Below are 1,215 nucleotides of genomic sequence, written 5' to 3' on the forward strand. Positions count from 1 at the left end.
CCTGGTGTACACGGCATCCGCCGAAATCGGCCAGGGGTCGGACACTGCCTTTGCCATGATCGCGGCTGAAGCGTTAGGCATCCCGCTGGAAAATGTCCGGCTGGCCTCGGGGGATACGGACATGGGCGTGGACCTGGGCGCCTATTCCAGCCGCCAGACCCTGATGACCGGACATGCCACCAAAGAGGCGGCGGAAAATGTCAAACGCCAGGTCCTGGAAGTGTTGTCGGAACAGCTGACCGTGCCCGTGGAAAAATTGGACATCCGGAACGGATTCATCGAATTTGACGGCGACACCCCGGATTTTTCCGCCCTCCGGACCCGGTATATCAAGGAACACCGGGGATGGACCGACAACCCGGATTCTGACAAGCTCACCTTCAAGGAAGCATCCCGCATCGCATTTCTGGAACGCGGCTCCATCGTGGGAACCGGCAAATACAAGCCCCATTCCCTGGGCGGCAAGTTCAAGGGCGCGGCCGTGGGCACCTCCCCGGCCTACGGGTGTTCGGCCCAGGTGGCCGAGGTCACGGTGGACATGGACACCGGCCAGGTCACCATTGACAAGATCACCGACGCCCATGACTGCGGCAAGGCCATCAACATGACTTCCGTGGAAGGCCAGATGGAAGGCTCCATCTCCATGGGCATCGGTGAAGCCATGCATGAGGAGGTGATCTTTGACAACCAGGGCCGGGTGCTCAACGACGATCTGGCGGAGTACAAGATCGTCACCTCCATGGACATGCCCCGGGTCAAGACCATTGTGGTGGAAAGTGACGAGCCCAACGGGCCGTTCGGCGCCAAGGAAGTGGGGGAAGGGGCTATCATGCCCACCATCCCGGCCATCCTCAATGCGGTGTACGATGCCGCGGGGGTCCGGATTTACGAGCTGCCCCTGACACCGGAACGGGTATTCCACGCCATCCAGGAATACCAGGAACGCACCAGGGCCTCTGCCTGATCATGGGCGGCGTGCCCGGTGCCGGTGATGACAGATATCTCCGGCAGACCCTCCTTCCCGGAATCGGTCCCGGAGGTCAGGAAAAGCTGGCAAACACCTGTGTCCTGATTGCCGGGGCCGGAGGGCTGGGGTCTGCCTCGGCCTTTTATCTGGCAGGGGCGGGCATCGGCCACATCCAGATCGTGGACCATGACACCGTGGAGATCAGCAACCTGAACCGGCAGATCCTGCATGCGGACACGGTCCTGGGG

Annotated in this window: 2 protein-coding genes; both read left to right on the forward strand. The window is 61.7% G+C overall.

What is annotated here, in order from left to right; all coding sequences use genetic code 11:
• Nucleotides 1-964 (forward strand): 4-hydroxybenzoyl-CoA reductase (locus tag EOM25_15160; GenBank protein NCC26518.1); only part of this gene is annotated, 964 nt, incomplete at its 5' end.
• A 2-nt stretch (nt 965-966) separates the two neighbouring features.
• The coding region (locus EOM25_15165; protein NCC26519.1) for a hypothetical protein at nt 967-1,215 on the forward strand (249 nt) is incomplete at its 3' end.

The organism is Deltaproteobacteria bacterium, from assembly GCA_009929795.1.
In the GTDB taxonomy this organism is placed as follows: Bacteria; Desulfobacterota; Desulfovibrionia; order Desulfovibrionales; family Desulfomicrobiaceae; genus RZZR01.